Origin of the sequence: Senimuribacter intestinalis (assembly GCF_943192965.1) — a bacterium.
GTDB lineage: Bacteria > Bacillota > Clostridia > Peptostreptococcales > Anaerovoracaceae > Senimuribacter > Senimuribacter intestinalis.
In genome coordinates this window covers 71,670-98,634 of sequence record NZ_CALPCF010000002.1, presented here as the reverse complement: position 1 = coordinate 98,634, position 26,965 = coordinate 71,670, and the positions used below count along the sequence as shown (strand labels likewise).

Below are 26,965 nucleotides of genomic sequence, written 5' to 3'. Positions count from 1 at the left end.
TTATTTCTTTGTCCAAAGTCTGTTTGCGTATTTGCACTGTTTCAGCGCTGTCTTTGCAACCAGCTTTCCGTCTTTATCATAGACCCTGATCTGAACCTTGTAATAATACATCTGACCTTTCTTACCAATTGTATTGGTGTAAGTATTACCTGTCTTTGTCAGCATGCTCTTGTAACCCGCTGCCTTCTTTGTGGAACGGAAGTACATGTATTTTACAGTATATCCCATTTCCTTCAGCTCTTTAATCGCCTCGGTTGTGGTCTTGTCTGCCTTGACAGTAACCTTCACGTTTTTCTTGCTGGTCTTAGCAGAACGCGCAGTCAGCTTCATCTTGGAAATCAATCCTGTTACTGCTTCAGGACCTGGGTCAAGCGGTGTGTCTGGATCTTCAATATCGGTATCATCTCCGTTACCTCCGCCTATAATACCGCCTGCTGACGGATCCTTCTGATAATCAGCAGTGTAATACCAGAGAATTTCATCACCATCATGGACTTCCCAACTGGTCAGTCCCCTGTCAGGCAAAATGCCATTGACCTTATAGAGCCAGCCGGAATTTGCGCCCATGGTCATTTCTCCCAAGGTCACGCCGTCTTTAGTCATAGACTTTACATAGCCCTTTTCAGCGCCTACCTGCGTAATTCCGCTGCCGTCCAGCGCTTTTACAAAGGCATGGTAAACGGTGCTGCCTTCTTTTACGGTGACGGTTTTCTTTTCCATCCATATGCCGTTATGACTCTCAACGCTTACAGACACGGTGATATCCTTGTGACTGTCATCCGGTGCCGGCGGTACCTCTACAGTACCCTGACCGGTTGCATGACCTGGACTAACAGCTGCATTCCCAAAGTCATAGAAGTTGTACGCATTCTGTCCGTCATACTTTTCCAGTGCAATCAGTGCACGGAAACCCTGTTCCGTCGCCAGAGCATTATCACTTCCTCCGTAGGTAAACTTCAGTGTTTCCTCGTTGACATAGCTCAGCATGCCATCCACGACGCTGGCACCAGAGGCTGCTTTCCATGCAAATGGATTTTCACCTGCTGCCAGAAGTCCGATGATCACCATAGCGTCTGCATTGGCATTGCCAAAGGAACCGTTATCCTGCTGCGCCGTTTTCAGCGCCGCAAGAATCTGTTCTACGACCGCCTTCGCCTCTGCGTCTGTATCACAGTAAGGTGCCAGAGCCGCCAAAGCTGCTGCTGCCGTGTCTGCATCGTGGTAGGTCTCGCCATTCCACTGATAGCTGAACAGTCCGTCCTGCATGTTGTCCTTCAAAATCTGTACCAGAGCGTCCCTCTGGTCATCGGTCAACTTTACATTGCCCTGATATTCACTAAGCAGAATCCAAGGCGCACCGTAATAGCCACCCTGCAGAAGATCCATAGCAGTCAGCTTCTTGCTGTTGTCAATCGGAGTCAGACTGTTGACTTCGTAAAGTTTGCTGCTGTCAATACCCATAGCGCGCAGCACGATTTCCAGTCTTGCTCGATCAGAAGCAGTTGCCTCATCGCCGGCAGCCTCTGCAATCAGCAGGTTCAGTGCATTCTGCAGCGTTTCTTCATCGGTCTTTGCCGTCTTTCCTTCTAAAGTCTCATAAACCGCCATATCCATTACGGTCCATCCATCACTGGTCTTTTCATAAGAGGCAGCGATTGCATCCATCAGTGCAGCTCTCTTTTCACCGCTGACAGGAAGCACTACTGTCATCTTCTTAGTATAGGTGCCGTTTACCTCGTCAGTCAGCTTCAGTTCCACCGGAATGATAATCGGTTTTTCCGTATCATTGTTCATCCTCAAAGTCAGGCTCTCACCTCCGGCAAGATACTTATCATAAGCACTATCTACAGTGTAGACCGCTGTAATCCCCTCTTCCGGTGTTTCTCCCTCTTTCAAAAGGGTCAGTACAGTTTCTGCTTCTACAGACTCAGAAACCGATAAATTATCATATTTCTTCGCTTCATCCTCTAAATTCTTTATTGAAAGATTTACGCCGAACATTTCGTACAGCTTTTCACTGACGTCTTTCATAGTTGAAAGCGTCATATCGCTTAGTTTTTCCTTCTCTGCCTCGCCGGTAAACTTGCTCTGATTTCCGCAGATATTCAGCACACCATCTGCGCTTACGCAGTTTCCGTAAGCATCCTTTATGGTTACCTGATTTGCCATACCAGAAAGCTGACCACCTAGTTCGCCTGCAAAGCCTGCATTATAACCCTGTCCCGACGTTCCATTTACAATAACCTTTCCTGCACCGATGACAAAGTCTGCTTTGCTGATTGCGCCGGCAAAGCTTCCTGTGTATTCTGTACCAGTAACAGTACCAATACTGTAGCAGTTCTTTACGGTTCCGTCACTGAATCCTGCAAAGCCGCCGGTGTGGTTTTCACCTGTTACATCGCCATCTGCATGGCAATTGTAGATATCGCCGGTGTTATCTCCTACAAAACCGCCAGTATATACGCCTTTTTCTGCCGTAACTGTACCGACAGCCGCACTTTCTGTAATGATACCGCCGTTTTCGCCGACCAGACCGCCGACCTTGTAAAGACCTGTCACAGCAACATCAGCACTGCACTTGTCGATAGCACTTGCAATAGTAAAGAGCGTATCTTTGTCATACTCGCTGCAGTTCTGCCCTACAAGACCACCTGCGCCGCCCGGATTCTTTCCAGCTGCGCTGACTTTTCCGCTGACCGTGCAGTTTCCAATCAGATTTGCCTTATTGTTCGCAACATCTTCTTTATCAAGCTGCGCACCTGCAATACCTACAAGACCGCCGACCTGATTCTCTCCAGTTACATCCACATTCACAAGGTGCAGATTCTTAATCGTCGCACCATAGATCACATTGAAGAAACCTGTTCCGTTTCCGCTGCCTACTATTTTCACATTGGAAACAGTATAATTTTGCCCGTCAAAGACGCCGGTAAACGGAGTGTTTCCACTTCCAATGCCGGAGAAGTCTGCACCTGCAAAATCCAAATCACAGGTCAAACGATAATTCTTTGACAGCGTATCTGCGTCACTGCTTGCCGCCAGAGCCTGCAGTTCTTCAACAGATGAAATATCAATCCATTCAATCGCTTCGCCCTTTGTCAAAGCATCCCAGGTCGGTCCTTTGAAAAGATTTTCTGTGGTGCCTTCGTACCACAAAAGCTTATCGCCGTCCTTGACATTAGCAAGGGAGGCGCTGACATTGGAAAGCTTGTCGTTAATACTAAACATCCAACCATCCGGAGATTCCACAGCATAATCATTGATGGTGTGAATATACCGTCCGAAGGTTTCTGTCGTTTTATAAGCATAGGTCAGCTTTTCCTGTTCCACTGCAGCATCCATCAAATCGACTACTCGTGTATTTCCGTTGCTGTCCATAGTAACAGAAATTTCATCACCCAGCTGTGAGAAAGTATAGCTGTTCTTGTCGTAAACCGCTAACGCAATCTTTACTGTAATCTCAGTCGTCTTTGCCTTTTCAGGTGCCTTTACAGCAACCAGATACGGCATACCGTCGTTCTTTTCTTTATCCTGTGCAAAAATACCTCTGCCTTGATCCAAAAGGCGCAGGAAAGCGTTTTGACGCAGCTCGTCTGCTGTTTTAGCCTGCGCATAATCATCCGGCAAAGACTCACTGCTATAGTAGCAGTTTTTCACTTCTTCACTGATATCGGTCGAAAATGCCGAATCCGGCTTTCTCGGACTGATAAAACCATGACCTTCGGTGCCGCTTGCAACAGTCACTTTACCCGCAGCGTAGCAATTTTCATAGATATTACCTTCAAATACAGAACTTCCCACAAAACCGCCAGAGTAGCTTCTTGCAGAAACATTACCCAGCGCAAAGCAGTCACGAATGGTTCCGCCATAGCCCAGACCCAAAAATCCGCCTGCATATTCGCTGCCCGTGGTTACATCCATGGAAGTCCAGCACCGCTCAATGACAGCCCCCTCTTCATTAGCACCAACAAAGCCGGCATGACCGGTTGCAGAACTAGCGTTGGAAGTCAGGCTGCCGCCTTCCACATAAGAGTCTCTGATAACACCATAGTTTCTGCTGACCATACCGCCCAGCACCGCACCAGTATCCGCAGTAATATTACAGTTGAGAACACCGCAGGAAGCGATGGTACCAAAGTTGTTCAGCGCCACAACTGCCGCATTGTCAGAGAACAGCACGTTGGCATTTTCGATGGTTAAATCGTATACCAGCCCTGTTGCACCGATATAGGCAAACAGTCCTGCGTCATTGTTGCTCAAAGTCAACCCCTTGATTTTGTATCCGTTACCATCCATGGTTCCCATAAACCGGTTGGTCACGTTACCGATGGACTTGGTCTTTGTCTGGTCTGCTGCTGCAAGTTCTGCGAAGTCGATGTCTGCTGTCAGATAATATTTCTTGCCCCAAGCGATTGTCTGCTGACTGGTCTTATCTTCCTGGCTTACCGCTTTGTCTTCCACATTGGCAAGGTCAATCCACTCTTTTGCAGAAGAAATCGCAATCCAGTCAGATCTATCTGTATCCGCACCCGGAATTTCCGGATTTCCAACCACATATTCAGGGCTGTACGCAGACTGCGCACTCATAGCGTAGCCCGCAATCATGCCGTTTTGTCCCGATTCTGCACGAACTGCAAAAGCGTATCGCTTATCAGCTGTAAAATATCTGCCGAAATCGGCACTGGCAGCATCCGGCGCCAAAAGTTCCTGCGTCAGCACAGTATATGTCGGATTTTCTTTAGTACCTGTGACCTCATACAAAATCAAAGAAAGGAAATCCGCTTTTTCGCTGTCAGAGGACCATTTTGCGACAGCGCCGTCCCATCTCAGATTGTACGGTTGTCTCAAATGGTTATAGCACGCATCTTCGTTTTCTGCATTTAGATCAGCTGCCATCGCTGTATCTAAAAGGATCATCTCAGGTGTTACGTAGTTACTATCCTCTTCTGCCACAGGGTTTACTGTTACATAATAACGCCCTTCACCGGCTTCTATAATATCTTTGCTGAAATCATACGTTTCTTCAGTGACACCTGACACATCCTTGATCTTCTCCACTCCTGGCACATAGTAACCCAGAGCGATATCATGCTTGCCATCGTTCACAAGTCCCAGCAGAAATTCTGCCCGTTTATTCTCAGCGCTTTCTGTCTTTCCATCAGCTTCCTTTGCCTGCTGTACTGCATCTTCCAGCTGCTCAAAGAAGGCATATTCAGCTTCGGTCATGGCATCAATAATCCTCTGTTCATCAATGCACATCAGTTTCTGTCTTGCATTTAAAGCCTCACTCCGAAATTCTGCCAATTCCTCTTCCGATAGATTTTTCCATACAAAGCCTTCCCTCCAAAGGGATAAAGTATAGCTTTCTGCATGGGCTACTTTATCCCATCTTACGACCTGCCGATGAAGACGCATCATACCTTCTTCCAGGCTGTCAGGATTAAGGTACCTTTCCTCAAAAGCTTCCCAAGCTACATTCTGTGCCGCTTCCAGGGTGATCGGAGCCTCTGGTTCACTTGCTTTCTGCCAAGCCAGGATTGGATATCCATCGTTAGTGCCCGCTGCAGTTTTCCAAAGTACCGGCTGCCTGTCACCGTTTAATGTATCCGCCAATTCCTGCAGCTGCGCTGCACTTACTGCCTGCGCCTTGCTATCTGCAGAAAGGGTATTCAGATAGTAAATATCCGCTATAGAAGCACTGTAACTGCTCACTGTACCAAAGGCAGCGTTTCCGCCATTTACCTGTCCAACGGTATAGCCTTTTTCAATGTCAGCAGCTGCATAAGCGACCAGACCGCCCACATTGCCGCTGGTACCGGTAACTGTGCCTGTGTTGTAGATGTCGGAAACTTTGCCATTGGCATGACCGATGACGCCGCCTACATTTTGCTTTCCGGAAACTTCGCCTGCATTATAACAAGAAGATACGACTGCATAATAGTTATATCCAGTAATGCCACCGATCTTTTCTGCCTGACTGCCGCTGATGGTTCCATAGTTAGAGCAGTTTTCCACGCTTCCGTCTTCCACTTCACCTACAATACCGCCGACATAATATTTATAGGCAGTTGCTGTTAGCGTAACATTTGCATAGTTATGGCAGTTTACTATATCAACATAATCACCATAACCCAGGATTCCGCCCACAAAGCCGTAGCTGCTGCTGACGTCGCCTTCTATTGTCAGATTTTCAATCACCGCATGTTTACTGCTGGTACCCTTGATATAACCGAAAAGTCCCGCATAATTGCTGTCTTTTTCGACTTTCAGACCAGTAATCTTATGCTCTGCACCATCAAAAGTGCCTGCATAGTTACAGCCTGTCGTGCCAATAGGCTGCCAAAGATTTTCACCCAGATTGATATCATCGGTCAAAACCGCATCATAATTCTTGCCGGTTCCGTTATTGACCTGTGCTGCAAACCACGCCAGTTCTTCTCCGGTAGAAATCTGATATACGCCATCCTTCTGCACCGGTTCATCCATTGACTCCCCGTCCCAGGCAGTGGAAATCACCATAAAGACAGGTACAGCAGTATCGCTGTCTTTGATGGATATGGTTCCTTTGACGGTTGCATAGCCTTTTGCCTTTACGGTATATGTATAGGTTCCTTCCGGCAAAAGGTAGCTTCCATCTTCTTCTGCTGCCATGATATTTTCGCCGTTCATCACCGTGATAACCGCTGTCACACCGTCAGGGATTCCCATAAAGGTTACACGATAGCGCAGTGCATCCTGCAGAATGATATTCTCTGAAATGCCGGTTTCACCAGCTTCCGCCGTCACGTGAATGGTTCCAGTTTCAGTAGTTTTTCCGAAGGCTTCTGCCGTATATTTGTAATCTCCTTCTGTCAGGGAATAAGTGTAAGTTCCGTCCTTTTCATCTGCTGCTGCAACGGTTTCTCCTTCAGCATCTTTTAAAATCAGCTGTGCGTCCTTAGGCTCCACCGATAACACTACCTGGTATCTTGGCGTGGTATCCTGCCAGCTTAAAATCGGATATCCATCGTTAATCTGTGGTTCCATATCTTTTAGGAACCCTGATCCCAAGAGCGCCACAAAATCACCTGATTTTAATTCCGCATCGGTCTTTGCTTCTGCATTGGTGTCACTTCCGACAATATCCAGATAATACAGATTGCTAACCGCTCCAGAATTTTTCTTTCCCACTGCAGGGTGCGTATTGGAGCCTGTTGAAATCACGTTTCCTATAGTATAGCAGTTGGTCACCGATGCGCTGTAGTCGTCGATCAATCCAACTAAACCGCCCGTCTGACCTACTGTATTAATCACATCACCTCTATGGTAACAATCTGTGATCGTTGTTGCATAATAGATTCTGCCAACCAGACCTCCAACATTAAAGCCATTGCCGCTGACAGTTCCTAGATGTGCGCAGCCCGTCATTGTCAGCATGCGTCCGCCGACATAGCTGACTAAACCGCCGACATGCCCTTTACCGCTTACATTAACACTGCTCAGACAATTTTCTATTACAGTATTAGCCCCTGTCTGCGCTGCCAAGCCTGCTGTATAGTCTCCGCCTTTTACACTTCCGCTAATGGTCAAATTTTTTATCTCTGCTTCACTGACATATCCGAATAGCCCCTGATAACTGCTTTCAGAATCAATAAAGAGTCCGGAAATCGTATGTCCGTTGCCGTCAAAGACACCCTTGAACGTTCTGCTGCTGGAACTTCCAATCGGCGTCCACTGTTCTTCTCCTAAATCGATGTCCTTTGTCAGAATGACCTGCATTCTGCTGTTATAAACGCCGTTGACTTCCTGTGCCAGCCATGCCAGATTTGCTCCGCTTGCAATTTCATAGAAGCCGTCTGCATTTTTATTAGGCTCTTCCACATCATCGCTGCCACCCCAGGCAGTCTTTGCGGTCAGCGGAATGGTGATAGTTTTTGTACCGTCAGCTGTTTCTTCCGCTAGACTGATTTCGCCTGTCACTTTCGCATAATTACTGCTTCTAAAATTATAGCTGTAGTCGTATCCAACAGGCAATTTATAAGTCAAGCCATCGGTTTCCGGCTCTATTGACCTATCACCTGCTGTTACGGTCAATTTGCCATTTTCAATTTCCTGTCCGTAGAGCTCATCGCCATAATTAAAAGTAACTGTGTATATAGGGTTTGCTTTTAACGCAATTTCCGTCTCCTTTGCAGCCCTGTCAATTGTGACTTCGCCTTCCTTCGCAGCATAGCCAAAGGAGCTCACTGCATAGGTATACGTACCGTTTACTACTTCGTAAATGTGCTTCTGTGCATCCTTTGGCGTCAGAGCTTCTCCATCAGCATCCTTTACCAGAAGGTCTGCTTCCTCCGGAACCAGACTGAAGGACATATCATAAACATTTTGTTCCAGCGTAATCTTCTGATTGATGTCTTTTTTGCCTATGACGATAGTGCCTTCCCTGTCGCCGTAATCTGTAATGTCATCTCTCTGAGACACACAGTAAGAATGGGAACTTCCTGATGGAAGAGATGAGAAGGTGTACACGCCGTCTTCGTTTTCTTGCTGTTCTTCACCGTCAAAGATGAGTTTAGCATTTTCCGGCACTAACTGCAGAGTGATACTGTAAGTAGCATTGGGATCCTGCCATTTCAGAATCGGATAGCTTCCTGTCTGGTTCTGAAAGCTGCCGCCCAGTTGTCCTGCAAGACTCTCCATTTCTTCTGTAGATTTTCCCTCAATAACTGCCGATCTCAGATTTGTTGCTTGATCTCCTGTATACTTCGTACTGTCATAGTAACAGTTTTCAATATCTACAGCACAAGAAGAAGATCCAACATAGGCAAATCCATAAAGATACGCATCTTTTCCTACCATGTCCGCTGCTGCATAAGAATTTTTTATAGTACGAGTATATGCGCTGTACGAATTACCAATCTGTCCAATAAGTCCCGCGCCTGACCCGTTTTTTGTGTCGATGGAAACATCCGCATAACAATCTGCCACAGTCCAGCTGCAGTAGCCGCTGATATTTCCCACAAGTCCGCCCAGATAGGAAGAACTGTATGCGTAGCTGCCCGCTGTCAGTTCTGCCTTTGCAAAGGAGCTTTCTATGGTGCAATTATCTCCGATATAGCCAACTAAACCGCCCATATTAACCGCCTGACTGGTGGTACACACAATAGTTCCATTTAAAACACCGCAATTACTGATACTCGCAGCGCCGCTTATTTTTCCTGCCAGTGCGCCAACGCCATAGCCGGAGCCGCTGGATACTGCATTGGTAATACTGCAATTCTCCAGCATTACTCCGGTAACCTCTGCGCCGCTTCCCAGTTCTGCAAACAGTCCGGTATTTCCCGAAGACGTAATGCTGAGATTTTTAATCGCAAATCCGCCTCCGTCAAAGGTTCCGCTTCTCAAGCTGTTAATCGGCTTCATATCGATACCCTCCATATCGATATTCGCCGTAAGACGATAACAGCCGGTCAGTGTGGTTCCACCCAGCGATGACAACTGCTGCCCGTCAGAAATTAAATAAGGATCTGCTTCTGTACCCGATCCTGTTATCTCTGATACAGTCTGTGCTTCTGGTATATCTGCAGCAAAAACGCCTGCCGGCGCCATACTGATCAGCATCGTCACGATTAGAAACACTACCAGAAAACGGTTCCCTGTTTTTCTTCTCATGTCCTTTCCTCTCTTTCTTCAATTCATCATTTATCTAAACACCTTACCGGTGATCTATACAAAATAAAAAGACTGTAAAAAAGCATTCTCCACTTTCTCACAGTCCGTATTCCTGTACAAAAAATACTTCTAAATGTTCCTCCGACATCTACAAGTTGTCCTCTCGTGCATGTCTCCTGGCTCAACGCTAAACCGTTCTGTCTTCCTTCCCAAAAGCCATATTGGCTCCAGTGGCATTATAGGCAGAACTCACGTCTCACAGTGGCGGGACCGCGCAGGACTCTCACCTGCTTCCATCTTAGCTTTCTCAAGACGAAGTACAAACACTTAGGTCTTGGAAAGAACACGAAATTATTCTGACATTTTATTCAATTGTAATATATTCTACCCTTATCAGAGAAGATTGTCAAGGCTCTTTTATAGGAGCAGTACCGGCATGTAATCCCACAAAAAAATCAAATGGATTGCTGCCGCCAGTGCAATATACGGCGCCATCGCAACAGTATCAGTACGCCGGATTTTCTTTCTCACAAGAAGCCAGATTAGATGCCCAGCACTAAAGAGTGTAGTCATCACAAATATCAGCAGTATTCCCCGAAGCCCGGCAATCAAACCCAGCGCCGCAAAAAGCTTGATATCTCCACCGCCAAGAGTATCTCTGCGATACGCCAGCTTGCCAAGTAGTGCAGTGGCACCCATAATACCAAATCCGGCAAGCCCTCCGTACAAACAGTCTTTCCATCCATCATGAAAGGCAATAAATCCCATGGCGGTTACCGCAAGAAGCAGTACCATCTGATCTGGTACAATCCGATACTTAGCATCAGCCACAGCAATTTCCAAAAGCAGCCAAAGACTGCAAACTGCCGCCACCGCAAACTGCCAATCGTCTATTACCAATTTAATATCAATGACAACAAACAGCATGGTAAGGATAAATTTCCATGGGTAACTTTTGATGCGCTGTGTATATGGATCTTTCAGTGCATCGGATGGCTCCTCGTCATAGTCGCAAAGCCACTGCGCCGGCATTTTGTTAAAGAAATATACTGCGCCGTTTCCTGCGAAAACGCCGACCAGAATCGCCGCAAGACATTTTATAATTATGATTAATGTATCAGTCATATTTTTTCTCTCTTTCTCACTTGGTATCTTACCACAAAATTGCATCTCGCAAAACAAGTTTCTGCGTCTTTCTACGTATAAGCGATTCGCCTTCTGCACATAGTATCAGTAACTTTATTTGATTGCGAGGAATTTATCATGCAGGACAAACAAGGTCTTGGACTTTTTAAACTAACTTTTTTTGCCATCGGTACAACGCTGGCAAGCGGCGTTTTCAACATGTTCAGCGATATGGCAAGAAACGGCGCAGGCACTCTTTCTGTACTTATTGGTTGGACCATCGCCGGTATCGGCATGTACAGCCTTGCCATGTGCTTCAACAGGCTCAGTATCGTAAGACCCTCTCTGAAAAGCGGTATTTTCGCCTATGCAAAAGAGGGGTTCGGCGCTTACATCGGATTTAACTCCGCCTGGGGCTATTGGATTAGCGCGATTTTATCACAGGTATCTTTTGCGACTCTGCTCTTCGCTGCGCTAGGTCAGTTCATGCCCCTGTTTGCCGGCGGCAACAATCTGGCTTCCATCGTCTGCGCATCTATTGTGATTTGGGGCTTCACTTTTCTTGTGATGGGCGGCGTGCAGGAAGCGGTTACTATTAACACGATTATCGTCATCGCCAAAATCATCCCCATTTTTGCATTTATTCTATTTGTTATTTTTCTCGGTGCTTTTGATCTGGATATTTTTCTGGACAATTTTATGGGTGAGGATACCGGCTATTCCCTGGGCAAACAGGTGCTGGAAACCACCTACACTACAGTTTGGATTTTTACCGGAATTGAGGGAGCGGTCGTCATTTCCGCCCGTGCAAAATCGACTGCAGTCTCTGGGAAAGCCACTACTCTTTCCTTCCTGTCACTGCTGATTCTCTATGTACTGATTTCTATTCTCAGCATGGGTATTATGCCAAGAAGCGAACTTGCTGCTCTGGGCGACCCCGCTATGGCTGGACTTCTTTCCTATGTTGTCGGACCTTTCGGCGCAACCCTTATCAACATCGGTGTAATTATTTCCATCGCCGGTGCCATGTTTTCTTATACGATTGTTACCGCCGACAGCGCCTATGCGCCAGCCCTGCAGGGCTGCTTTCCTGCTTTTCTCCGGAAGGAAAACCGGCGCCATGCGCCCAGCGGCGCACTGCTTCTCACAGCAGCCATCATCCAGGTGCTGCTGATTATCATTTATTTCCAGTCTTCTACCTATCAGGCGCTGTACACCCTGGCAACCAGCGCCATTATGATTCCATTTGTGCTATCCGCCCTGTACTGCCTGAAAACCTGCTTTGAAGACAGCCGCACCGGTCACAGGGCTCCCGGTTTCAAAGACTGGCTCATTTCCGCCCTCGGTGTCATCTACGGTTTCTGGATGCTGTACGCCACAGGCATCAGCAATATCATCATCTCAGCCCTGATGTTTGCACCTGGTGCCTTATTTTACTTCTGGGCTCGCCGCGAATCTCACAAGAAATTCTTTGAAAGTGCGCTGGATGTCGGTATCTTTGTCATCATCATGGCGGGATTTGTGTATTCCTTGGTGTGGTTTTAGGCGAAATGACACTTTCGTTCAAAACTTAACTTAAAGTGTCATTTTTAAAAATCGTGTAATCGATAAAATGGCACTTTTATTTTAATTCTATTACCATTGTGTCACTTTTCAATTGAATAGAGAGATTTCTCCTATACGAAATGTATTTCCTTCAGTATTATACCACAACCAAAATCTCTCATTTCTGAGTTTTTCCCGGTAACTATGCACTTCAACCTTAAAATTATGACACTATCTCCAGCTAATTCATTGCATTGTGTCACTTCCCCAAAAACCAGATTCTAAAAAATGACACACCCATATCAAAGCTTTACCAAAAGTGTCAAATCTGCAAAAACCAAAACTCTATCTGAAGTAAGGCAGCAGTTGCGTCCTTACAATTTCATCGATATATTTACTGCTGCAGTTTCCCTTTTCATCATCCTGCGTCAAAATCAGGTTTCGCCCGATTAAAAAACCATACTTCTGATACAGCATTAGCTTTTCACCAGTGCGAATGCTATATTCCTCGTCCTTTAAAAGTCCTAAATGTTCCCAAATAATAAATCTTCCATCAGGAAGTTCAATGGTGAAGTCCGGTTCAAAATAATAACCTCTGTTATTTTTGTAAGGAAATCTCCTTTCATAGAAAAAGGGAATTCCATATTTAACAAGAGTATTCACAATAATCACCTCCGATTTTGATCGAACGTATAGCCCACAAGCGGTTTCATGGATATGATATTTTTCATCAAAATTCAACTGAACCGGCTGGTTTTCCTCTGTTGTTACCCTCTTCATTCCTACATACTTAAATGCGTCCCTATAAGTTTGAGGAAATCTCCCAATTAGGTCCGCTAATTGATTTTCTCTATAGGCTTTCTGCAGTGCCTCCAGCGCTGCAATATTTTTCTCTGTAGTACGAAATATTTCTTCATTCAGTTTTTTCTTCGCAAGCCGTTCTATTCGTTTAAAATCATCTGTGATATTTTCTGCACGACTTCTTCCATTTTCATTCCTGCACGCGTAAAACGCCACGCCATTCTTCCGCGGTCTGCTTTTCAAATAGCCTTCCGGCGCACGTGCACGCGCCCGCTCGCTTTGATAAAGCAGTCTTCGCTGCCCTTTCAGTTCTTCTTCTACCAAATCTAAGAATGCTCCCATAATCACACCTCCTTTTCTACCATGATACCACAATCCCCTTCCAAGCGCAAGATTTTATTTCCATAAATGTAAATAAAAACCATTTCAGCCTCGATAGAAAACCCCCTTGCGGGTTTTAGGCGCAAAGGGGTTTCAGCCTTCTCTAAACTCTAAAATACTACAGTCAGCAGCATTTTAAAGCGTTCCTGCCCATATACTGCATGGGGCGTTTTTGCAGGTATCACGATGGTCTGCCCACATTCCACGACAAAGACTTCTCCATCTATGGTAATCCGTCCGGTTCCGTCAAGCACCGTTACCATGGCGTCGCCCCCGGACTCATGGGTGCTGATTTCCTCGTCCTTCTCAAAGGCGAAGAGCGTCAAGCTCACCGCATCGTTTTGTATCAGTGTCTTACTGACTACCTGTCCCTGCTGATACTCAATTTCTTCAGCCAGCGCCAGGACTTTGGATTTTTCGATATTTTTCATCTTGCCGCTCATTTTCTGTTTCTCCTTATTTTGCAGGCTTCCAGGAACTCTTCAGATCGACGATCCGATTGAAGACTTTTTCAGTATCTGTCGTCAGTTTGCTATCTGCTACATAATAGCCGTGACGGAAGAATTGGAACCGTTCGCCCGGCGCCGCCTCCGCCAAAGAAGGCTCAGCGTAGCCCCAGGTTTCCTCAATAGAATCAGGATTGAGAACATTCTCGCCATTTTCATCCGGCACCATCAGGTAACTGTAGTTGCGAATCTTTACCTTAACTGCAGTCTTCGCGTCTACAAAGTGAATGGTTCCCTTAACCTTGCGACCTTCAAATCCGCTGCCGCTTCTTGTTTCCGGATCATAGGTACAGCGCAGTTCCTTGATGGAACCGTCTTCGTTCTTGACGACCTCTTCACACTTGATGAAGTATGCGCCCTTAAAGCGAACTTCGTTACCCGGGAACAGTCTGAAATACTTCTTTGCCGGAACCTCCATAAAGTCTGCTCCATCCACATAAAGTTCTCTGGAAAACGGAATTTCACGCACACCCATCTCCGGCACTTCTTTGTTATTTTCAAGTTCAATCATCTCGGTCTTATCTTCCGGATAATTGGTGATTACGACTTTAATCGGATTTTCGATCACATTTCTGCTCTGTACTTTGGTCTTTAGGTCCTCACGAATGCAATGTTCCAGCAGGGAAATGTCCACTGTGCTGTTGGATTTTGCAACGCCTACTCTCTCGCAGAAATCGCGAATGGATTCCGGCGTATAGCCTCTTCTGCGCATCCCTGCCAAAGTCGGCATTCTCGGATCATCCCAGCCGTCTACCACGCCATCCTCTACAAAGCTGCGCAGGTAGCGCTTGCTCATCACGGTATTGGTAATGTTCAGTCTTGCAAATTCAATCTGCTGCGGCAAGTTTTCCCACCAGCCGACCTCCTTCAGCACCCACTCGTAAAGTGGCCTATGATCCTCAAATTCCAAAGAACACAGGGAATGCGTAATACCCTCGATGGCATCCTCAATCGGATGCGCAAAATCGTACATTGGATAAATGCACCATTTATCTCCCGTGTTGTGATGCAGCGGGCTGTGGGCGATTCTGTAAATAACAGGGTCTCTCATATTGATATTAGGCGATGCCATATCAATCTTCGCGCGAAGCACGCGCTCGCCGTCTGCAAACTTACCCGCTTTCATCTCCTCAAAGAGACGCAGGTTTTCTTCCACGCTCTGGTTTCTGCACGGACTCTCCTTGCCCGGCTCTTTCAGAGTGCCGCGGTATTCCTTAATCTGCTCAGCATTCAGGCTGCAGACATAAGCCTTGCCCTTTTTGATTAGCTCGACTGCTGCCTCGTACATCTTGTCAAAGTAGTTGGATGCCCAAAGGAGCTTATCCCACTTAAAGCCTAGCCAGTGAATATCCTCTTCGATTGCACTGACATATTCTACATCTTCCTTGACCGGATTGGTATCGTCATAGCGCAGGTTGCACATACCGCCGTACTTCTCAGCGGTTCCGAAATTGATGCAAATCGCCTTAGCATGCCCGATGTGCAGGTAGCCGTTAGGTTCCGGTGGAAAACGGGTATATACCTTGTCGCCGTTCTTCTGCGATTCCAAATCCTTATCAATAATGCTATGAATAAAATTCGTTGAAACAGGTTCTGTCATAGTTGTTTCCTCCAAATATTGTTATCAATAGACTTAGTATACCATAATTATATCCCAATTCAAAACAAATTTTTCACCTTTACAGCACTTTCCGTCTCTGCTAAAATAAAAGTTACGAACATGTTTGTGAAAGGAGATTGAAGCAATGAAATATAATATTGTCGGTGAACCGCTTCCTGCTGTCATCTGCGACGTGGAAGCAGGCGAAACCTTAATCACAGAAAGCGGCGCCATGAGCTGGATGACCCAGAACATGAAGATGGAAACTACCAGCAACGGCGGTATCGGAAAAGCCCTCGGCAGAATGTTTTCCGGCGAAACCCTTTTCCAGAATCGATACACTGCACAGGGAGGTCCTGGACAGATTGCCTTTGCGTCCAGTTTCCCAGGTTCCATCAAAGCTGTAGAAATCACCCCGGGCAATGACCTGGTTGTACAGAAAAAGGCTTTCCTCGCCAGCGAATCCACTATAGAACTGTCCATATTTTTCCAGAAAAAGGCAGGCGCTGGCTTCTTTGGCGGCGAAGGCTTTATCATGCAGAGGCTCTCAGGTCACGGTACTGCCTTTATTGAAATCGACGGCTACGCAGTAGAATACAATCTGCAGGCCGGTCAGTCCATGGTCGTAGACACAGGATATCTGGCTGCTATGGATTCCACCTGCTCCATTGAGGTTGTCTCCGTTCCGGGCGTAAAGAACATGCTCTTCGGCGGCGAAGGCATTTTCAACACGTTGGTAAAAGGACCAGGAAAAATCATCCTGCAGACCATGCCAATTAACGTAGTCGCAGGCGCTATCAATCCGTTTATTGTAACCAGCAATTAATCAATCGCATATTACAATAAAAAGGACGGAATTCGCTTCCGCCCTTTTTATTATACTCTATTTACCAGAACTTCACTTCCGGTTTTGCATTTCTGTAATCGGCGCTGACCATGACTTCGTTCCAGCATTCGTAGCATTCCGGCATGTCGTACCAGCGATCGTCTGCTTTCACTGCGGTCAGTGCAATTCTCTGCCCCACGTAGGTTTCACTGTTGGATACAGGAACTGCGTGTTTTTCGTCGCTCAAATCTAAAGTGGAAATGATGCTCGGAATGGTAACCAGCGTCTTTTCGCCAGCTTCCACGTAGAGGTTCTCGTTCTGGAATACAACCTTAAATTCCTCGCCGTTATCTGCGCGAACCGTCGTCACACCTGTATCAAAACCGCCTGCTGAGTCAATCTGAATATCCACAATGGTTCCTGCAGACAAGATTGGACTAAACGGAATTTTTTTCTCGCCAAAGTAGCTTTGCAGTTTTTCCACAGCCTCTGCAGCAGGCGTTTTCATCAGAATATCGCCCACTTCAATTACCAGGGTCATCTGGCCCAGTGCGGAAGCATCCTTGTGCTGGTCTTTGTTCATCATCCATGCAGCAAAGCCGATGCCCTGGTCGAATGCCTGACACATGTATCTTGCGATTTTTTCACAGGCTGCGCCATCCATCGGATCTTCTGTCCTCGCAACGATGGTGTCACCAGCTTCACTGGCTAAAATAACCGGACTGGTCGGCACGCCGTGTACCGGCAGAAGTCCTGTATTCAGCTCCGGAACGGCACGACCGTTTCCATCCGTATCGATAATCGGAAGTCCGCATTTCCAAGCTGCGTAAAGTGGAAGCATGGTGTTTCCGCCGCCCATTTCGCCGGAATACACATATTTCAATTCTTTGCCCAAAAATCTTGCTTCTTCGCTCATCCCCTTTACAGCGTTGACAGATTCGTCCTGGAAAGTTCTGCCCTTGGTTGCTACCGGAGAGCCCAGCGCTGCAATCATCGTGGAAACAACATTTGGATCGTCCTCCATCTCTACAATATCAATCATTTTGATAAATGCATCAGGGTCTTCCGCATACATAGCTTCAATCAGCGCCAATCCCTCTTCAGCGCTGCCGCCACCGCCACCGCCATAAAAGCTGGAGCCGTAAACAATACTTGTCAGTTCCTCACGTCTTAATTCTCTTGCCATTTTTTACCTCTCAAATCTATTTTCTCTTTAATAAACGTGTTTTCCCTTTTCCATCACGCATTCGTCATCAATCCAGACAGTCGGTGCATTGATAATCATGTCGTAGTGCATATCGCAGTCCTGCTGTCCGCCCATGAACAAGTTGTTGCCGCAGGCAATATGAATGGTGCCGAACACTTTTTCGTCGACCAGGCCATTGCCCATAATTTCACAGGTTGGATTGGTGCCGATACCGAATTCGCATACATTCTTTGCAGTGTCTTCAAACTGACCGACAAATTCCTCAAACATCTCTGCGTCAGCGCCTTCTGTCTTCACAATTCTGCCGTCTGCAAAGGTCAGGGTCAACGGTTCTTCCATCACCTTAAAATCTGCGATAACGCCGTCAACCACCAGCACACCGTTGCCTTTTGTTTCAATAGGCGCGACCATGGCTTCGCCTGCCGGAAGATTGCCAAATGCGCCGGACTCTGTCAGTTTTCCGGTATCCGCAATGCCTTCTCTGCCGCCGCAGTATAGGGTCAAATCTGTACCTGCCTCAGTGATAATATGTATTTTTTCAGCCCTTGTCAGCTTTTCTGCCAGAATGTTTCCGATGCGCTCTACCTCATCGTAATCAGCGCCCAAAGTCATTTTTACGATGTCTTCGGTGATGCCCGGCATGGAAGCAATTCTGCAGCCTCTTTCTGTAGCTTCGGCTCTGCCTTTTGTATGGGTGTAAGAGCCGGTGGTAATCATCATGCACACCTGCGCCTCGTCGAGGGCCGCTTTACAAAGCTGCGGCATTTCTCCGCCTTGATGGACAGGTCCCACTGCCATAATCGTTTCAATTCCCAAATCATTTCCTGCTTTTACAAATTCCTTCGCAAGATCCAGCTGCTCGATATCGGTAAGAATCAGAAATTTTTCTCCCGCTTTTACGCCCATACAGGATGCAATAGAAATTTTTGCTGCTTCATAAGTATTCATAGTTTACGCCTCCTTAACAAATGGATTGTATTTCGGATTCTTCACTACAGTGCAGAGAATCCAGTAAACTACGATTGTTACTGCAATACCGATTAGCTCTGGAATGAAGAATTTATCGAAGTATGTAGTCAGCGCGCCGCAGATCCATGCGATAATGCCAAGCCAGTTGACACCCGGGAACGGCTCCCAGCCTTCAGCCTTGCCGCGACCCATAACCCAGTAATCTGCAATCAGAACGGCGCAGATTGGAGTAATGAGATAGCTGAGAATGGACAGGAAGTCTACGAAATAGTAAACGATACCGCCCAGAGAAAGCAGAATCCCGATGATACCGCAGATTGCTGTCACGATGGCTCTTCTGTCATCTCTCATTTTAAAAATATCTACGACTGCGATACCTGCTGAATAAGCGTTTCCTACGTTGGTTGTCCATGTTGCCAGAATCAGAACCAGCATGCCTGCCGCCGGAAGACCTACATTGGCAAACATTACTGTAATATCTGAATCGCCGGAACAAATGGAAAGAATTGCACCGCATGCCAGCGCACCAACGCCTGCAGGGATGACGCCAAATAGACAGGACAGCGCAGCGCTTTTTCCGTCTTTGCTGTAACGGTTATAGTCACCGCAGGTTGCCGCACCAGAGATGAATCCACCAACAGAAATGGTAATGCCGACCATCATGCCGCCGCCACCTTCCGGCTGATACGCTGACAGAACAGCAGCTCCGCCATCACCCAGGGCAATGGACACACCATAAATCAAAAATACGAACAAAAGTGGTACGCTAACAACGTTGAGAATCTTTGTCAGACCAATGCCGTAGAAAGCAGTCACCAGCATTAGAGTGCCCCAAAGCACGCATGCCAGCCACTCAGGAAATGCGATACCAAAACTGGACTGCATGAGTGAGCAGAATGAAGACGCACAGACAATAGTCTGATAGCCGTACCATCCAATCATAGAAATGGCGATAATCAGAGACAAGGTATACTGAGATCCTCTGTCTCCCAGCGCTCTTGATACTGCCATTACAGTCGGTCTTCCCGTCTGTGCAGACTGCGCTGCAATTAACATCATCAGCACTACGACGATTCCGTAGCCGATAAACATCGCCAAAATGGAATCTTTAAAATTCAGCCCAGCCGATACCATAGCGCCTACCATCAGCGCAGGTACACAAATGACATTTCCTGCCCAGATAAAGGCAATGGAAGGCCAGCTTTTTTTCTCACTGTCCGGAACCGGTTCCAGCGTGATGGTTTCAACATGACTTTTCTTTGCTTCAGCCATATCGTTTCCTCCTTTCAGGATAAACAAAAGTATTATTGCGTTGTAGTAAGTATAGCAGCAGGGGATATCCCCTGTCATTGGCATAATTGCGGAAAAAGTCTTTATATTTTTATGCACGTAAACAATCATGAAATAATTTCTCAGCGAATATACGGAAAAATTTCACGATTATTTATTTATATTTACAATTATTTCTTGCGTTTCCCTTTCCCTTGGAATAGAATATAGACATTACAATTAATATGGAGGAAATCTAATGAGCCTTACTGTTTCCGACTGTCTGAAACTCCCTTCTCTGCGCAGCGCCAAAGTCATCGCAGGTCATAAAGGGCTTTCCAATATCGTCAACAATGTTTCTGTACTGGAAATTTACGATGCCGAACTCTTTTCGCTGGAAGCCCCGGTCAACGACAGCGACATGACGCTGACCTCTTTCCGCGCTATCGCAGATAACTATGAGCTGCAGTGCAAGCATATTGAGCAAATGCACAGTCTGGGTGACGCCGCCGTAGTGATTTACTACGTAGGAATTTACCTGAAAGAGATTCATCCTTCTCTCATTGAAACTGCTGACCGCCTTGGATTTCCCCTAATTATCATGCCCGAAGGTCGGATAGACTGCTTCTATCGGGAGGTTCTTTATGATGTTTATAAAGCGATTTTCCATGCAAAAAATAAAGAAAAAGACCTGATTAATAACGTGGTAGCCCTATTTTCGAGACTGCCGGAGGACCGCAAAAATCTGACGAATCTGCTGCGTCTTATCAGCGATTCGCTCAAGTGCACAGTGCTTCTTTCTGATACGGTCATGAACAACGTCTGTCTGTCCAAATATCCCGCTTCCAACGACATCACAGCCTCTGACATACACCAGCTTTACGAAAAAACTGGATGTTCAGATTCCCACGGCGCAGAAAGTCTTTGGCAGGGACGGGTGCTGCGCATTTTTCGCCTGCCTTTCACTGTCTTTGAATACCGTAACTTCTCGATTTACGCCATCGACGAATTCGGCTCTCTCACTATGGACGACATGTACGACGTCGTCGAACTACTGGAAATTTTCTCCAAGCTTTGGAACCTGGACGCAGACAACATTCTGGAAAACTCATTGATTTCATCCATTCTGGACGGCGACTCGGAAAAAATGCGCCAGATTTCCACAAAACTTTCTATCGATATTCGCACCATCAATACTTCAGTATTTTTGCGCCCTTCCCTCATCGGTCTGGAGCCCCAGGGCAAACTTCGCCTGCAGAGAGAAATGGTGCAGCAGATTAAATCCTGCTCTGAAGGCTGGGGCAAAACTGTCATCGTAGATACCTATGAATCCCTCATCGTCAGCTTCATTATGTACTCCTCCACCGACAACACGGACAGGGAATATCTCCAGGAGATGACAGAACGGCTGGATACGCTCTGCACAAACTATACTATCTCCTTCTTCCCGTGTGACAACAAAGCAGAGGAAACCCGCAAAACCTATCTGCTGTACAGCGAAACCATTCCTCTCGCCATTTCCATCTTCCCAGACCGGAAATTATTCTCCTACGGTGACATTCTCTTCGCCCACCAATGCGAAACCATCTGCCGCGAAAAGAATGATTCTTTCCGCATCTGCCGCAACATTCTAAAGCCGCTGCTGGAGGACGCTGACAGTGACGCACTGCTAGAAACCCTCAGCGTTTATTATCTGGACGCCAGCTGTGAAGTCAAGGCTACCGCCAGCCAGCTTTTCGTCCACAGAAATACCATTCAATACCGGCTAGCAAAAATTCACGCAATTACCAATTTCAAGACCGACGATTTTCTGTCCAACAACCTCATGTATCAGGCCATCGCCTGCTACAGACTCCATCCGGAGCTGTTTGAGGTGTAGGTTTATTCGTGAAGCTCAATGTATCTTTCTGCCAGTTTTCAGTTTTTTAAGAGATGGTTTTCAAAATCGCAATTTTGTTTGTAAAAAGAAACCCTTTTTACCGACTTTGAAAACGTTGAAAATCGAACAATTGTAATGATTTTCCGAAACAAGTTCCAGCAATTACAAGGGATTGCACGGTTTTCAAAATGGCGATTTTGTTTGTAAAAAAGCAAACTTTTTCGCAGATTTCGAAAACCACATTATATCCAAATCTGACTTTCCACCCTGTTGTCGGCAAAATCCCGCTCCAGCATGGCTTTGTGACTGAGGAATGCCCCATCGGTAAAGTATTTTGCGCTTTGCGGGCAAACAGCGATACATGCCTGACATTTAATACAAATGCCATCCGTTCCAATGCTCCCCATGGGGCAGTGCTCCGCACAAAGACCGCAGCCGGTGCATTTACCCGAATCGGTCACTGGCTTGGCTTTCAGGAAAACTGCCGGCGTGCCCTCGAGTCCCTTCGGCACATAATAAGGTCCTGCCGGATGATTTCCCGGAAATACTTCTGCACTGAGGGTATGACCTGTCTGCAAGTTCTTCATCGCACCTTCTCCCAACTCTGCCGCTTTTTCAAAGTCTGCTCTTGCCGGTCTTCCCTCCGCCACCTTTGCAAAGGCGTGACGGCACACAAATGCCCCGCCGCCCGCCAGTTTAAAGCCTGTCTCTTCCAGCAAATCCGAAAGTTCAGCCAGACTGTCATCAAAACTACGACCACCGAAAGTTACTACAGGTACGCAGGAAGCGCCTGCACTTTTCACCGAATCTCTGATATAGGGCATGATTTTGTTGGGCAATCTGCCCGCATAAGTGGGCATGCCGAATATGACAAAATCTCTCGCTCCGAATTCCGCCCTGCTCTGCCGATTTTCCGGCTTTGTGATATCAAATTCCTGCACCGCAGCAGCGCCCAGTGCTTCTGCTGCGGCTTTTGCTATGCGAACAGTCAGCCCCCTCGTGCTGCCCGTCGGGCTGAAGTATACTGCCCAAACATTTCTTATCATAGAACAATCCTTTTCTTGGCATAATCCAGCAAACTACCGCTGGAATTTTCCAGTTTTCCTTCTATTACCAGTTCCAGCATTTCATCTAGTATGCTGCCGATGGCGGGTCCGGGCACTGCGCCCAGCTTAATTAAATCTCCGCCGCTGACGGCAAGCTGCTGCAAACTCCAGCATGCGCCGTCTGCGATTGCGTCCTTCACCTCTGCTTCCCTTCCAAAGATGCTGTAATACAGAAAACTCGTTTCTTCTCCGTACTGTCGTAAAAGCCGTAGAATTGCACTTCTCTCCCCAGACGGCGCTTTTTTCTCCGCGCAAAGCTTCGCGATATCCGATGCCTGCTCCACCGTGCGATGATCGTATTTCAGTTCCCGCAGGGCTTTTTTTGTATCCGCAGGAAACAGTACCGCAAGGCGAACGGAAAGCGCCGGCGGAAGGTTCTTTACAGATGCCGGGACTAGTTTAGGGCAGCAAATCTGCAGCACCTCCGCATATCCATCAATCACACTGTCAGCCTCTTTTCCCAGCACCAGCTTGGAAAGTTCCGCGTTGATTCGTTCCTTTGAAATCTGCGTTAGAAGCGGCGCACAGGCACGAACCGCCTTTGCCGTTTCCATTTCCAGCTTAAAACCAAGCACCGCCCGAAAGCGAAGGGCGCGCAAAATCCGCAACGCATCCTCTTCAAATCGTTTCTGCGGTTCACCCACACAGCGGATCAGCTGACACTGGATATCCTTCATGCTGCCGTAAAGATCTACCAGCTTTCGCTGCGGATGATAAGCGATAGCGTTCATAGTAAAATCCCGCCGTTTTAAATCTTCTGCCAAACTCGGTGTAAATACCACCGCCTCCGGATGACGCCCATCCCGATAGTCTCCGTCAATGCGATAGGTAGTTATTTCTACTGGCTTTTCTTCTGTCAAGACCGTAACCGTCCCATGCTTTACACCGGTCTGTACAGTGTTCGCCGCTCCAAAGCAAACTGTCGTCTCTGAGGGAAGTGCCGATGTACATACATCCCAGTCGGAAGGCTGGCGCCCCATGAGTATATCGCGCACGCAACCACCCACGATAAAAGCTTCGTGACCTGCCTCATTCAATAGACGCAAAACTTCCCGCACATAAATTGGTATATTGCTGTTCAACTGTTCTTCCCTTTTCTCCACCAAATAACCTCCTGCCGCATATAGTGTTTATTTATACACTACCGCTGCAATAGGCTTTTGTCAATGTATATTCTCCTTTTAAAAACGAATTTCCTCTTTGCAATATAAGTGATATTGCACTGAAAAATATCCAAGTCTAATGCGGTAGTTCCTGCTGCAGAGAAGCCGATGCGCCATAATCTAAAGCTTTTTTGTATCTATGGCGTTCACCCTCTGAAAATCGCCATATTTTAAACGTTTTTCTGTATACATGGCGGCAGTCATCCGTCAAACGCCAAGTACTCCACCACGCAAAAACCACCTGCAAACGGTTTCCTGCCTGCAGGTGGTTTTAAAATACATATTTTATTTTGCAGCTGCGCCAATCGCAAATCCTTTTTCGAAAGCTTCTAAGTTCATCGGCAGGAACTCTGGTTTTTTCTTACCCAGTTTGTTCTTGATAGTTTCGATGATAACTTCTTTTGGAACAACTTCTGTTGCGCCGATGTAAGCGCCCAGCATGATGATGTTCAAAACTTTCGGATTTCCCATTTCCAGAGCCATTTCAGTTACAGGAACTTTGATGACCTTGATGTCGTCTCTCTCGATTGGAGAGATTACGATGGAGCTGTTAATCAGCAGGTTTCCGCCTGGTTTCAGCTTGTCAAGGAATCTATGCAGGGAAGGATCGTTCATGACAATCATATCTTCCATTGCTTCCATAACAGGCGCACCGATTTCGTCATCGGAGATTACAACGTAGCAGTTAGCTGTACCTCCACGCATTTCTGCGCCGTAGGATGGGAAATATGTTACGTGTTTATCAGTTGATTCGCAAGTTGCCTGAGCCAAAAGAGTTCCTAGCATCATGACACCCTGTCCGCCAAATCCGGCAACAAGTAAATTTCTTTCCATGTTCTATTCCTCCTTTGATTTATCTCTGAATACACCCAGCGGGAATTCTTTCAGCATTTTTTCTTCTAAGAAATCCAGTGCTTTTGCTTCGCTCATGCCCCAGTTTGTTGGACATGTAGTGACAATTTCAACCATGGAGAAGCCTTTTCCGTCAATCTGGTTCTGGAATGCTTTCTTGATAGCCGCTTTTGTCTTACGAACGTTAGCAGGTGTGTTGCAGCTGGTTCTTTCCAGATAAGCAGGAGCTGTCAGCTGGCTCAAAACTTCGCACATATGGATTGGATATCCGTGTTCTTCCGGATTCCTGCCCTTCGGTGCAGTAGTAGCCTTCATGCCGATCAGTGTAGTCGGTGCCATCTGACCGCCAGTCATACCGTAGATACCGTTATTTACAAAGATAACGGTAAAGTTTTCACCTCTGTTGGCAGCGGAAACTGTTTCGCCAAGACCGATGGAAGCAAGGTCTCCATCGCCCTGATATGTATAAACCAGAGAATCCGGATTGGATCTCTTCAGACCTGTTGCAACTGCGCAAGCTCTGCCGTGTGCAGAAATGTTCAGGTCGTGGGATACGTATAACTGACCCAGTCCACAGCAGCCAACACCTTCGCAGCGAACTAATTTGTCCAGCATGCCTAATTCTTCAACAACTTCACCAATCAGTTTGTGAATGGTTCCGTGCATGCAGCCCGGACAGAATCCGGATACGGTTTCAGGTTTGATACCAATGGTTCTCTTATATACTTTTTCCATTATAATACCTCCTTTACCAGTTCATGTGCTGCAGCCATAACTCTTTCTTTTGTCATCAGCTCACCGCCGGATCTGAGACATTCTTTGATTGGACATCTGCCATGAACTGCGTGGTCTACGTCCCATCTCATCTGTGCAGGGATGGACATTTCGATGTCTAAGATACCCTTAACTCTGTTGAAGTCCAGATTTTCAAAGGACTTATATGGGAACGGATGAATTGCAATCGGTCTGATGAGTCCAGCCTTAATGCCTTCTGCTCTCAGTTCTTTTACTGCAATTCTAGCGATACGAGCGGAGATACCATAAGCGGTCAAAATGATTTCTGCGTCATCAACCATGATTTCTTCTACTCTAACGTCATTTTCTTTCCAAGATTCATAAAGTTTTGCAGCTTCAATGTTTACTGGCTCAAAACCGCCGCCTACGCCGCCAGGAAGGATTCTAACCTGTTCTTCCGGTTTGTGTCCAACTGCGGAAACAGCCTTGCGAGCTGCTTTCAGTGCAGCAACCTCTTCATCGCTCTTCATCGGAGGAAGTTCAACAGGCTCCATCATAGTACCCATTACACCGTCTGTCAGAATCAGAACCGGGTTCATGTCTCTTTCTGCCAGGTCAAATGCTTCATAGGTCATATCTACTGCTTCCTGTACAGTGGAAGGAGACAGTACGATCATTTCAAAACCACCGTTGCCGGAAGCCTTGGTTGCCTGCATGTAGTCCTGCTGTGCCGGCTGAATTGCACCGATACCAGGACCGCCTCTCTGCACGTTTACATATACGATTGGAAGACGCGCAGCAGCGCAATAGGAAATACCTTCACTATATAAACTGATACCAGTACTGGAAGAAGAACTCATGGATCTTGTTCCTGTCTGTACTGCGCCATACAGCATATTGACAGAAGCGACTTCACTTTCACCCTGTACGAATACGCCGTTTTCAACTTCCGGCATTCTTCTTGCAAAGTATTCCGGAATCTCGTTCTGTGGTGTGATTGGGTAGCCGGCAAAGAATCTACAGCCAGCTCTGGTAGCTGCTTCTGCGATTGCTTCACAGCCCTTCATAAATACTCTTGCCATTTTTTCTAAACCTCCCTATAAACTTCGATTGCTGCGTCTGGACAGACAACTCCGCAAGCGGCACAGCCGATGCAGTCGTCCGGATTTGCTGCAACAACATACTGGTAGCCTTTAGAATTTACTTTGTCGCCAATAGCGAGCACTTTCTTAGGGCAGAATTTAACGCAATAACCGCAGCTCTTGCAGCTCTCTGCTCTAATTTCCACTTTTCCTTTTGCCATTTTGATTACCTCCTTAATGGTCCTGCCCTGCGAACTCAGTGAGCAGT

Annotated in this window: 17 protein-coding genes and 1 riboswitch; of the genes, 3 read left to right on the top strand and 14 right to left on the bottom strand. The window is 46.7% G+C overall.

What is annotated here, in order from left to right:
* Positions 1–9,651 carry a GLUG motif-containing protein gene (locus NFR88_RS02450; RefSeq protein WP_251613316.1) on the bottom strand — a complete coding sequence of 3,217 codons (9,651 nt, stop codon included), beginning with the start codon at positions 9,649–9,651 and terminating at the stop codon, positions 1–3.
* Between the two features lie 149 nt (positions 9,652–9,800).
* Positions 9,801–9,991: riboswitch (cobalamin riboswitch) on the bottom strand.
* A 77-nt stretch (positions 9,992–10,068) separates the two neighbouring features.
* The gene (locus NFR88_RS02445; protein WP_251613315.1) at positions 10,069–10,776 is read right to left on the bottom strand and encodes a prepilin peptidase; all 708 of its coding nucleotides are present in this window, start codon (positions 10,774–10,776) and stop codon (positions 10,069–10,071) included.
* Between the two features lie 138 nt (positions 10,777–10,914).
* On the opposite strand from NFR88_RS02445, the gene NFR88_RS02440 reads away from it, so the two are divergent.
* Positions 10,915–12,321, top strand: a complete 1,407-nt coding sequence (locus tag NFR88_RS02440) for a basic amino acid/polyamine antiporter (RefSeq protein ID WP_251613312.1) — start codon at positions 10,915–10,917, stop codon at positions 12,319–12,321.
* Between the two features lie 345 nt (positions 12,322–12,666).
* Here the strand turns inward: NFR88_RS02440 and NFR88_RS02435 are convergent, their stop codons facing one another.
* The 3 genes from NFR88_RS02435 to NFR88_RS02425 form a co-directional block, all read right to left on the bottom strand.
* On the bottom strand, positions 12,667–13,464 hold the full coding sequence (locus NFR88_RS02435) for a PDDEXK family nuclease (protein WP_251613309.1): 798 nt from the start codon (positions 13,462–13,464) through the stop codon (positions 12,667–12,669).
* 149 nt (positions 13,465–13,613) lie between these two features.
* Complete coding sequence (locus NFR88_RS02430; protein WP_251613306.1) at positions 13,614–13,946, bottom strand: cupin domain-containing protein; 333 nt, start codon at positions 13,944–13,946, stop codon at positions 13,614–13,616.
* A gap of 13 nt (positions 13,947–13,959) precedes the next feature.
* Positions 13,960–15,609 carry a glutamine--tRNA ligase/YqeY domain fusion protein gene (locus NFR88_RS02425; protein ID WP_251613303.1) on the bottom strand — a complete coding sequence of 550 codons (1,650 nt, stop codon included), beginning with the start codon at positions 15,607–15,609 and terminating at the stop codon, positions 13,960–13,962.
* Positions 15,610–15,754: 145 nt separating this feature from the next.
* On the opposite strand from NFR88_RS02425, the gene NFR88_RS02420 reads away from it, so the two are divergent.
* Entirely contained in the window at positions 15,755–16,435 is a 681-nt protein-coding gene (locus NFR88_RS02420) for a TIGR00266 family protein (protein WP_160201746.1), read from the top strand.
* Between the two features lie 61 nt (positions 16,436–16,496).
* Here the strand turns inward: NFR88_RS02420 and NFR88_RS02415 are convergent, their stop codons facing one another.
* From NFR88_RS02415 to NFR88_RS02405, 3 genes are read right to left on the bottom strand one after another with little or no spacing between them, the layout of a single operon-like run.
* Entirely contained in the window at positions 16,497–17,621 is a 1,125-nt protein-coding gene (locus NFR88_RS02415) for a DUF917 domain-containing protein (protein ID WP_251613300.1), read from the bottom strand.
* 27 nt (positions 17,622–17,648) lie between these two features.
* Entirely contained in the window at positions 17,649–18,590 is a 942-nt protein-coding gene (locus tag NFR88_RS02410; protein WP_251613298.1) for an aminopeptidase, read from the bottom strand.
* A gap of 3 nt (positions 18,591–18,593) precedes the next feature.
* Positions 18,594–19,883, bottom strand: coding sequence for a cytosine permease (locus NFR88_RS02405; protein ID WP_161909064.1), 1,290 nt, complete (start codon positions 19,881–19,883; stop codon positions 18,594–18,596).
* 256 nt (positions 19,884–20,139) lie between these two features.
* On the opposite strand from NFR88_RS02405, the gene NFR88_RS02400 reads away from it, so the two are divergent.
* Positions 20,140–21,759 carry a PucR family transcriptional regulator gene (locus NFR88_RS02400; RefSeq protein WP_251613296.1) on the top strand — a complete coding sequence of 540 codons (1,620 nt, stop codon included), beginning with the start codon at positions 20,140–20,142 and terminating at the stop codon, positions 21,757–21,759.
* 242 nt (positions 21,760–22,001) lie between these two features.
* Here the strand turns inward: NFR88_RS02400 and NFR88_RS02395 are convergent, their stop codons facing one another.
* From NFR88_RS02395 to NFR88_RS02370, 6 genes are all read right to left on the bottom strand, one after another.
* Entirely contained in the window at positions 22,002–22,805 is an 804-nt protein-coding gene (locus NFR88_RS02395; RefSeq protein ID WP_251613293.1) for an EFR1 family ferrodoxin, read from the bottom strand.
* Positions 22,802–23,968 carry a CCA tRNA nucleotidyltransferase gene (locus NFR88_RS02390; protein ID WP_251613290.1) on the bottom strand — a complete coding sequence of 389 codons (1,167 nt, stop codon included), beginning with the start codon at positions 23,966–23,968 and terminating at the stop codon, positions 22,802–22,804. The genes NFR88_RS02395 and NFR88_RS02390 overlap by 4 nt, the downstream gene beginning before the upstream one ends.
* A gap of 345 nt (positions 23,969–24,313) precedes the next feature.
* On the bottom strand, positions 24,314–24,862 hold the full coding sequence (locus NFR88_RS02385; RefSeq protein ID WP_160201739.1) for a 2-oxoacid:acceptor oxidoreductase family protein: 549 nt from the start codon (positions 24,860–24,862) through the stop codon (positions 24,314–24,316).
* Between the two features lie 3 nt (positions 24,863–24,865).
* Complete coding sequence (locus NFR88_RS02380) at positions 24,866–25,615, bottom strand: thiamine pyrophosphate-dependent enzyme (protein WP_160201738.1); 750 nt, start codon at positions 25,613–25,615, stop codon at positions 24,866–24,868.
* Positions 25,615–26,697, bottom strand: a complete 1,083-nt coding sequence (vorB, locus tag NFR88_RS02375) for a 3-methyl-2-oxobutanoate dehydrogenase subunit VorB (protein ID WP_160201737.1) — start codon at positions 26,695–26,697, stop codon at positions 25,615–25,617. Before vorB ends, NFR88_RS02380 begins: the two co-directional genes overlap by 1 nt.
* Before the next feature lie 5 nt (positions 26,698–26,702).
* Complete coding sequence (locus NFR88_RS02370) at positions 26,703–26,918, bottom strand: 4Fe-4S dicluster domain-containing protein (protein WP_160201736.1); 216 nt, start codon at positions 26,916–26,918, stop codon at positions 26,703–26,705.
* Positions 26,919–26,965 lie beyond the last annotated feature (47 nt).